The sequence below is a fragment of the Rothia sp. P7181 genome, from assembly GCF_048513015.1.
Taxonomy (GTDB): domain Bacteria; phylum Actinomycetota; class Actinomycetes; order Actinomycetales; family Micrococcaceae; genus Rothia.
In genome coordinates, this window is record NZ_JBLXXZ010000021.1 from 1 (window position 1) to 8852 (window position 8852).

The 8852-nt window shown below is 46.5% G+C and carries 9 protein-coding genes; 5 read left to right on the forward strand and 4 right to left on the reverse strand.

Features of this window, described 5'->3' with window-relative positions:
* Together ACN08Z_RS08135 and pknB are read left to right on the forward strand one after the other, a co-directional pair.
* The coding region (locus ACN08Z_RS08135) for a protein kinase domain-containing protein (protein ID WP_419104024.1) at nucleotides 1–1515 on the forward strand (1515 nt) is incomplete at its 5' end.
* 5 nt (nucleotides 1516–1520) lie between these two features.
* Nucleotides 1521–3614, forward strand: coding sequence for a Stk1 family PASTA domain-containing Ser/Thr kinase (gene pknB / locus ACN08Z_RS08140; RefSeq protein ID WP_419104025.1), 2094 nt, complete (start codon nucleotides 1521–1523; stop codon nucleotides 3612–3614).
* A 97-nt stretch (nucleotides 3615–3711) separates the two neighbouring features.
* On the opposite strand, the gene ACN08Z_RS08145 is transcribed toward pknB, so the two are convergent.
* The 3 genes from ACN08Z_RS08145 to ACN08Z_RS08155 are packed head-to-tail and all read right to left on the reverse strand — an operon-like array spanning nucleotide 3712 to nucleotide 5409.
* A complete protein-coding gene (locus ACN08Z_RS08145) occupies nucleotides 3712–4347 on the reverse strand; it encodes an anthranilate synthase component II (RefSeq protein WP_419104026.1) in 636 nt (211 codons plus the stop codon).
* 21 nt (nucleotides 4348–4368) lie between these two features.
* Nucleotides 4369–4530 (reverse strand): hypothetical protein, encoded by a 162-nt coding sequence (locus tag ACN08Z_RS08150; protein WP_419104027.1) that lies wholly within the window; start codon nucleotides 4528–4530, stop codon nucleotides 4369–4371.
* A gap of 30 nt (nucleotides 4531–4560) precedes the next feature.
* The gene (locus ACN08Z_RS08155) at nucleotides 4561–5409 is read right to left on the reverse strand and encodes a class E sortase (protein ID WP_419104028.1); all 849 of its coding nucleotides are present in this window, start codon (nucleotides 5407–5409) and stop codon (nucleotides 4561–4563) included.
* A gap of 229 nt (nucleotides 5410–5638) precedes the next feature.
* Here ACN08Z_RS08155 and ACN08Z_RS08160 point away from each other — a divergent pair, with 229 nt between their 5' ends.
* Nucleotides 5639–5917 (forward strand): cell division protein CrgA, encoded by a 279-nt coding sequence (locus tag ACN08Z_RS08160; RefSeq protein WP_419104029.1) that lies wholly within the window; start codon nucleotides 5639–5641, stop codon nucleotides 5915–5917.
* An 8-nt stretch (nucleotides 5918–5925) separates the two neighbouring features.
* Nucleotides 5926–6129, forward strand: coding sequence for a long-chain fatty acid--CoA ligase (locus ACN08Z_RS08165; protein WP_419104030.1), 204 nt, complete (start codon nucleotides 5926–5928; stop codon nucleotides 6127–6129).
* Between the two features lie 42 nt (nucleotides 6130–6171).
* On the opposite strand, the gene ACN08Z_RS08170 is transcribed toward ACN08Z_RS08165, so the two are convergent.
* Nucleotides 6172–7095, reverse strand: coding sequence for a LysR family transcriptional regulator ArgP (locus ACN08Z_RS08170; protein WP_419104031.1), 924 nt, complete (start codon nucleotides 7093–7095; stop codon nucleotides 6172–6174).
* Between the two features lie 85 nt (nucleotides 7096–7180).
* Between ACN08Z_RS08170 and ACN08Z_RS08175 the strand changes: the two genes are divergently transcribed.
* Nucleotides 7181–8419, forward strand: coding sequence for a hypothetical protein (locus ACN08Z_RS08175; RefSeq protein ID WP_419104032.1), 1239 nt, complete (start codon nucleotides 7181–7183; stop codon nucleotides 8417–8419).
* The last annotated feature ends 433 nt before the right edge of the window (nucleotides 8420–8852 follow it).

Sequence of the window (8852 nt, forward strand, 5' to 3'; positions counted from 1 at the left end):
GATTATGGTGAGGAAGATGGCTCTGCCTTTTTGGTGATGGAGCTTGTTCCCGGAGATCCGTTATCGAACATTATTGAGAAGGAACGTACATTAGATTCTGATCGTATTTTGAGTATTATTGCTCAGACTGCGCGTGCTCTTGCGGTTGCTCATGATCAGGGCCTTGTACACCGAGATGTGAAGCCGGGTAATTTGATTATTGCTCCGGGTGATCGTGTTAAAGTGACGGATTTTGGTATTGCTCGTCTTGCAGATCAGGTTCCGTTAACGGCTACTGGTCAGGTGATGGGAACGGCTCAGTACCTTGCACCAGAGCAGGCTACTGGGCAGCAGGCAACTCCTTCTTCTGATATGTATTCTTTGGGCATTATTGGTTATGAATGTTTAGCTGGTAAGCGTCCTTTTACGGGAGAGTCTCAGATTGCTATTGCGTTGGCGCAGGTGAATGATCCGCCTCCCCCACTGCCTCAGTCGGTGCCAGCTCCAGCAGCAGCGCTGATTATGTGTTTGTTGTCTAAAGATCCGGCTCAGCGTCCTAAGAATGCAACAGCGTTGGCTTCTGCTATTGATGCTATTCGTCGTAAGGATATTAAGGCTGCGATTAAGAGCGTTCCGACACTAGCTGAGTTTTTGTCTCCTGATGGTACGTCTGTTACGGAGGTGATGACGGCTCCTACTGCTGTTACTCCTCAGCGTCCTCGTTTTGGTTCTGGGCAGCGTCATGTTCCGCAGTCTACGACAGCGCCAATTCCGGCTGTTGCTGAGTCTACGTATCGTTCCTATCCAGCAAGGGCTGAGCGAAAGTCCCCGTGGGTGTGGGTATCTTTGATATTGGCAGCTGTTGTAGTTGCGTTGGTGGTTTGGTTTGTGATTCTTGAAGGCTCACAGCGGACGCCAGCTTCTTCTGAAGATACTCCTGTTCCAACTGTGTCGGGTACAGTTTCGACAGTAGAGGCGTCTCCTGAGATGAAGGCTCCTGTTGATGATTCTCCGGTCACTATTGAGGTGGTGTCTTCTGCCTTTGAGGGCCAGAAACTTGAGGATGTTGTGAATGAGCTTGTCGCACAGGGGTTGTCTACAAAAACTACGGGGAGAACTTCTGATCAGCCGGCAGATACGGTATTGTCTGTATCACCTGAGGGGGCGTTGAGCCCAGGCGCTACAGTGACGGTTACGTATTCAACTGGTCCTCGTTCTGTGACGCTTCCCTCTAATTTAGAAGGAATGAATAGCGACACAGCTATTAGTGAAATTACTAAACTTGGTGTTAATGTGAAAGTTCATCAGGAGGAGTCTAGTAGTGCGGAGCCAAACACGATACTCCGAACTAACCCTTCTTCTGGGACTAAAGTTGAAGTTGGTAGTAGCGTAGATATTTACGTTGCAACTTCACCGAAGTCAACGGCTTCGCCGACGGCTACAGATTCTCCTAGTGCTGGTTCTCAGGAACAGCCGGAAGATTCTCAGTCTTCAACTAATCCATCTACTACTCCAACTGCTTCGAATAACGGGTGAATTGAATGGAATTTCAGCTTCCTGAAATGATTGATAAGCGTTACCGGATTCAAGATGTTCTTGGTTCCGGTGCGATGGCTACCGTGTATTCTGCCGAAGATACGCGGTTAGGACGTCGGGTTGCACTTAAAGTGGTGCATCCAGAGTTAGCTGCGGATCCGCTTTTCTGCGCGCGTTTCCAGCGTGAGGCGGAAGCAGCTGCTGTTTTGAACCATCCTGCTATCGTGGCAGTCTATGACACAGGAACGATTACGGTAGAGGGTGATGACGAGACTCCTCTACATCAGGTTCCTTATTTGGTGATGGAGTTAGTATCAGGAAAATCTCTTGCAACATTATTAGATGAGCGTGGGGAACTTCCTGTTGCTGAGGCTGTTGCGTATGGTACGCAGGTTCTTGAGGCCCTTCAATATGCTAATGATCAGGGCATTACTCATCGTGGTATACGTCCAACCAATATTATGGTGTTGCCTTCCACTGAGGAAGATCGTTCAAAGAATCAGTTTGGTCAGGTTAAGGTCTTGGATTTTGGTCTGGATCGAGCTTTGGAAAATGTGGGAGGCTCTTCTGAACCGGCTGAGCAGACAGAACGTTCTCATGCGTATATTGCTCCTGAGCAGGTTCGTGGTGAGACCGTAGATTCTCGTAGCGATATTTATTCTGTTGCGTGTGTGATATACCAGTTGTTGTGTGGCCGTCCGCCGTTTATTGCTTCTTCGGCAAAGGATTTGGCACATCAGCATCTTAGTGAGACACCTGCAGATCCGAGTTCTTATGCTTCGGTCAAGTTCGCTCCTGCCTTAGATGGTGTTTTGTTGAAGGCTTTGAGTAAGTCTCGTTCGGATCGTTTCCAGTCTGCCGATGAGTTTCGTTCAGCGTTAGAAAATGTTGTTCAGGGTGTTCCTTCTGCAACATTTGATGATGTTGAGACAGGTTCTACGACAGCACTGAGTGCAGCTGCTGCAACGGGTGTTGCGGGCGGTTCTGCCGCATATTCTTCATTGAATACGAGCGCTCATGCTCAGCCTTCTTCTGATGAAGCTGCTGGTCTGGGCGGTTGGTTTGATAATGCTCAGGCTGAGTATACCGATGAAGAGCTTTATGATTATGAGCGTAATGAGGCATTGGCAAAGAAGCGTCGTCGTCGTCAGGCGTGGACTCGTGTTATTACTGGCATGATTATTGCTGCTTTGGCTCTTTTCTCGGTGACAACGGTGTTGTACTACCAGAATGAGCTAAAGAAGGCTCCTGTTCATCAGGTTCCTGCTGTTCAGGGGTTATCGAAGAATGATGCTGAAACTGCTGTCCGTAATCTTAATTTGACGGTTAAGTGGGATGATGAATTCTCTGATGCTGTTGCAAAGAATGATGTTATTAAGAGTACGCCGGTAACAGGAACTGAGGTTGAAGAGGGCAGCGAGGTTCTTCTGACCCTTTCTAAGGGGCCTTCTCAGTTGGCGATACCAGATAATATTGAGGGCCAGTCTGAGGCTTATGTTCGTTCTGCTTTGCAGGATGCTGGGTTTGTTCCAGGACGTACGTCTACGGTCAATAGTGCAACGATTCCTGCCGGTATGGTGGTGTCGTTGTCGAAGGAGCCAGGAAGTAAGGTTGCGGCTGGTTCGACCATTGATATTGTTCTTTCGGACGGTAAAGTGACTGTTCCTGAGTTGATTGGTTTGAGTCGTGATCAGGCGATTGCGGCGTTGAGTGCTCCTGATGTTTTGTTGAGTACGAATATTGAGACGGTTCAGACCAATGCTGCTCCAGCGGGTACGGTTCTTTCTCAGAGTTCGGCTGCTGGTACGACGATTGGTCAGGGAAGCACTGTGACGATTCGTGTTGCTGCTGCTCCTCCTGCTCCAACGGTTGCTCCTCGGCCTCGTCCGACGGTTGCTCCTCAGCCTGAGCGTCGTCCTGTTCCTCCTGCACCGGAGAATCCTCGTCCGGCACCTGAGCGTTCTTCACAGGCTCCTGCTCCTTCTGCTCCTGCAGCTGAGGAAAAGTCAGAGAATAGTCAGCGTCGTCCGGCGCCTGAGCGTTCTTCACAGGCTCCTGCTCCTTCTGCTCCTGCAGCTGAGGAAAAGTCAGATAACTAAATATGGTGAGAGGATATGTCGTAGTTGATGTATCTTCAATCAAAAAATGCTGGTGTAGATCTCGTAATGAGTTCTATACCAGCATTTTTTATAGGGGTTATGAGTTGATGTGGGGGCTGAGGTTTTGTGCTTTTTCTCGTGCGCCGTTGAGTCCGACTTCTTCTAACCATGTGCCAAGCATGCTATATCCACCTTCTGTGAGGACTGATTCTGGGTGGAATTGGACTCCATGTATGGGACATGTTTTATGTTGTAATGCCATGATGATGCCATTTTCGCTGGTTGCGGTTGCTTCGAGTTCTTCTGGCATAGTTTTTGGGTCTACGGCTAGTGAGTGGTAGCGGGTGACTCGTAGCGGGCTGGGTAAGCCGTTAAATACGGATTGTTCGTTGTGGGTAATATGAGAGATTTTTCCGTGCATGATTTCTGGTGCGTGGTAAACCACGGCTCCGAAGGCCTCTGCAATGGCTTGGTGCCCTAGGCATACTCCAAGGAGTGGCTTATGGTGTTGCGCAGCCCATTGTATGAGTTCGATAATGCAGCCAGCTTCGTGGGGTGCACCTGGTCCGGGGGAGATCATGATGCCGTCATGTTCTTGGGCTTGGTTGATGACGGTTTCTAGGGATGCTTCATCGTTACGGATGACGGTGACGTGAGCACCGAGTTGTTCTAGGTAGCCGACGAGGGTGAAGACGAAGCTGTCGTAATTGTCGATAACAAGGATTCTGGTCATAGTTCCTTCTTTGAGTGGAGGCTAGTGGTCTACTGTCACGTCACGGTATAGAGGACTATACTCTGCGATAGCTGGGAATACATATTCCATGAGGCTCCAGATGATGAGGAGCACCAGTACTATGGCGATGATAATACGTGCCCAGAGTGGTCCGGGTAGGTGTCTAAAGATCCATGCGTACATATTTTCTTATACCTTTGGTTTTTGCGGTGTTTATTGCGCTGTTTGAAGTTCTTGGGGCGCTCCGGCAGATAGTGCCTGCCAGTGTTCGTAGCGTGCGTGAACGATGTATCGTTGGGTGTCTCCGAAGCGGGGGTGGCAGGTTGTTAGGGTCATGATGCGTTCAGTAGGTTCGTTGTCGGGGTGTTGAGGGTTGGGGGCAATAACGTAGATATCTTCGGGGTATACGATTGATGTTTCGTAAATGGTGTAGGTGTAGTAGCCGTTAATGGTTTGTACATATATTTTGTCGCCGATACGGAGCTGGTCGATGTAATCAAGCACTGCTCCATTGGTTTGGCGATGTCCGGCAAGAGCGAAGTTTCCAATTTCTCCGGGCATTGCGGTGTTTTCGTAGTGTCCTAGTCCAAGGGTGTCGAGGACATCTGTTCCGGTGCCTTCTGCGATGGGGCGTTGGTAGTGTGCGCCGAATCGTGGGATATACACAATGCCGTAGGCTTTTCCGTATTCTGGTTCGCGTCCTACAGGTGGGTTGTTGGGGTCGGTGTTATGGGGTATTGGTGGTTCTGGGTTGTTTTCTTCTGGTGAGTGTTGGTTGTTGTTTTCTTCTGGTGTTGCGGTGTTTTGTGGTGCTATTGGTTCGTTAGAGTATGGTTCTTGAGCTTGTTGTGGTGTATTAGGGCTTTGTTGTGGTGATGTTGGTTGTTGTGGTGATGTTTTCTCAGATTCTGCAGCTTGTTTAAATTCTTCAGCGAGAGTGTGCACTGCTTGTGATTGTGTTTGTGAAGCAGAGATATTGGTCCACCAAAGTTGCCATCCGACGAAGAGGAGCAAGATGAGCCCTAGGGTGATGAGTATTTCTCCGATAATTTGTATGACCATGCGCCCTTTTGTATGAGGGGATGTATTTTTTTCTGGTCTGGTGGAGGTATTTTTCATAGATTTTCCGTTGTACGGGTTCGTCGGTTTTCTTGAGGGTGTTTTTAGGTGTCTGCTATGTTTGTTAGGGTCTGAGCAGATAAAATTCTAAGCGATGAATCTGTTGATTTATTGGGTATATGTTCAACCGTACCTGATATGGCGTATGGGTAAATAAGTATTTGGAGGAAAGATGGCAAAAGATAAGAAAGTAATGACGGATAGTGATTTGCATGAGGAGGAGACTTTTCGTCGGATAGCTAAAGAAATGGTTACTGATGATTTCGCTTCTCCTACTCCTCTGTGGTATCAGGTTATTATGTTTGGTCTTGTTGTTCTCGGTATTTTATGGATTATGGTTTTCTATATTAGTGAGACAACTCTGCCAATTCCGGGTCTTTCGATGTGGAATGTTGCTATTGGTGTTGGTTTGATGATGGCTGGTCTTTTGATGATGACTCGTTGGCGTTAGTGGATGTTATGTCTGAGAAAGATACGGGGTCTTTATCTGATAAACCTGAGGTGACGAATCCGTCGAATTTGGCGCCGGTGAATCCTCATGAGCCTCGCCAGAAGAGGGAGGATATTCGTGCTGCCATTTTTGAGACGAAGTTGCGTCGTTTAGCTTTAGCTGGTTTTGTTTTTGCCGCTGTCGCGTATTTTGTATGGCAGGGAATACGGTAAATATATTCCTATACCAGAATATACTCTTGTCAAGATTGCATTTTAGAGGTTTTTAGGTTCTAAGTATTTCTGGGCAGCGTCATAGATACGTTGGGTAACACGGTCAAGAATACGTGACGAGATCTTCCAACGTTGCCAATAGAGGGGAAAATCTAGAGGCTCATCCCCCACTAGAGATATTATTGTTCCAGATTCAAGACCTTGACGGCACTGAGCTTCTGGAACAAGCCCCCAACCAATACCGTCTTCTACTGCTCGAGCATAGTCAGGGGACGAGGGAATATAAATACTCGGTGATTCGCCTCCGTTATCTTCAACGTTGTGGGCCTTGAGAATCAGATGACGAGAAGAACGCTGTCCGTGGTCTTTTCTATCAAACTCAATAACGGGTGCAGCGTTGAGTTCTTCTGCTGTTATATGGTGTGGCCAATTTTTAAAATGTTCATCAACAAATTCTTTTGAGGCAACACACCAGTACCGCGCTTGGCCAAGTTCTTCAACCTCACAACCATTAATGAGTTCTGGATGAGAAGTAATTGCCGCCATAACTTCCCCAGAACGAAGAAGAGCTGAAGAATGCTGTTCCCCTTCTCTTCTGAGATCGCAAAAGATTTTATCGCATCGGGATAGTTCCCCTACAGCAGAGAGCAACCAGGTAGCCAAAGAATCAGAGTTTACAGCAATGGTTATGCTGCCTTGCCCAGCACGTTCGCCGAGTTCTTGTTCTAGCTCTGCATTAAGATATTCATTTTGGCGGGCAACTCTAAGAACCACTTCACCAGAATCTGTTGGACGTACAGGATTAGTACGCTGTAGCAGGATACGACCGGCACTCGTTTCCATTGTTTTAATGCGTTGAGAAATCGCCGAAGCACTAACACCTAAAATTTCTGCTGCGGCTTCAAAGGTGCCTTCATCAACGACTAAGGTAAAAGTACGCAATTGTTCATTAGTAAAACGAGTCATCGGCGAATCCTATCTGCATACTTGAGTTCATTCAGTCTCTACTACGCTAGAAAAAGACAAAATTGCATACTCTAGAATAGCAACTATGAGCTTATCTTCTTCAGAACATCATGAGGCATCACGTTGGTTTAGGGCGAATGGCCTTCCTTTAGTTATTCTTCCACAGGAACGCATCAAAGAAATGTTCGTGAGAATTACTCCTTTAGGGTTATGGCTATCAGTCACCTTATTCATTGTGACGATTTCTGTGGCTATTTTGGCTCATCTAGACGATAAAATTTTTGTTCAAGAAGATACCACTGATGATATCCAACTAGAAATTATCAAAGGCATTGGAGCTTTTGTTCTCTTATTTGGTGGACCGCTCGTAGCACTTGTTATCCCGTGGCTGGTTCTTCGTTTTAAAAGAAAAACACCGCAAACACTTTTTGTTATTACCGGATCGATGAGCATTCTCTCCATCATGTATCTTTTATCCCCCAGCCTGAGCTATCGAATGGGTATTGGGGAGCCTCTCTTCTTTAGCTCTTCCATTGAGGTTATTCTTTGCGTGCTAGCTATACTATTAGCACTTTTTCTAGGGTTAGATTCAATTTTATGGTGGGCTTTTAAAGAGACTCTTGTACAGCTTGGCTCGGCAATGATTATGATTGCAAAAGTTTTGCCAATGCTTATGGTGGCGGTCTTATTTTTCTTTGTTAATGCAGAGATTTGGAAAGTTGCAGACGCTCTCAGCTACGCAAAGACTTTTGCCGTGTCAGCTGTGATGTTCACCCTCGCTCTTTTTATCGTTACAACGACTGTTATTGAACGCTCTAAAGAAGTTCTGGGAGATCATCAGGGTAAGGGTATTCAGTTTAGTTCAGAAGAGTATCAGCGGGTATCGGCTGAGTCTACGAGCTTTTGGAACACGGTTACAGAACGTATAGAAGGTTCTGTTTCTGCTAAACCTTTAGGAGTGAGCGAACGCATTAACTTTATTCTTGTTCCAGCGATGGTTCAGTGTATTCAAGCTGTTATGTTTTCCATCTTTGTTTTTCTATTCTTCGTGTGGTTTGGTAGTTTTGCTATCCCCTCAGAGGCTGCCGCATCGTGGATTAACCATACGCCAGAGAACTTTTTATTATTTGGTGTAGAACTTCCTGTTAGCTCTGTTCTTGTTAAAGTGTCAATTGTCCTTGGGGCATTTTCAGGACTTAGCTTTGCTGCTTCAACAAGTACCGATGAGCGCTATATGCATGATTTCCTTGAACAGGTCTTTATTCGTCTACGTCAGCAGGTTTTGATCCGCAATATTTATCGGAGTGTTTATACGGCTTCGTAATTTTATCCATTGATTAGACACCAGATAGCTCTTAGAGGTTATCCATAGGGTCAAGAAAGAGCTTATAAAGAGCCTAGATAGGGGGTTCCTATCCCTCAAAATGCAGTTCTATGAGCACAACACTTAGGAATAGGCTTTTATATCTCGCTAAGAATCAGAAGTAAAATACTGACCCCACCTTTTCTGTATACGCACTACGTTGTACCTTAGGGCTCTCTCGCACCCATGAGAGCAACAGAAGACTTGTACTAACCCAGAGGGAATTCTAGTCCCCTCAACACAGTCGATGAGCATAAATATTGCTCTAAACTATCTCCACTGAGGACGAGTATTCCCCAAATACTTCTAAAAAGGTTGTTAAAATAAAAGAGCACCCCTCCGAAGAGGGGTGCTCTTTTACTACCTAGGTTTCTATCATCTCAATGACAGAAAC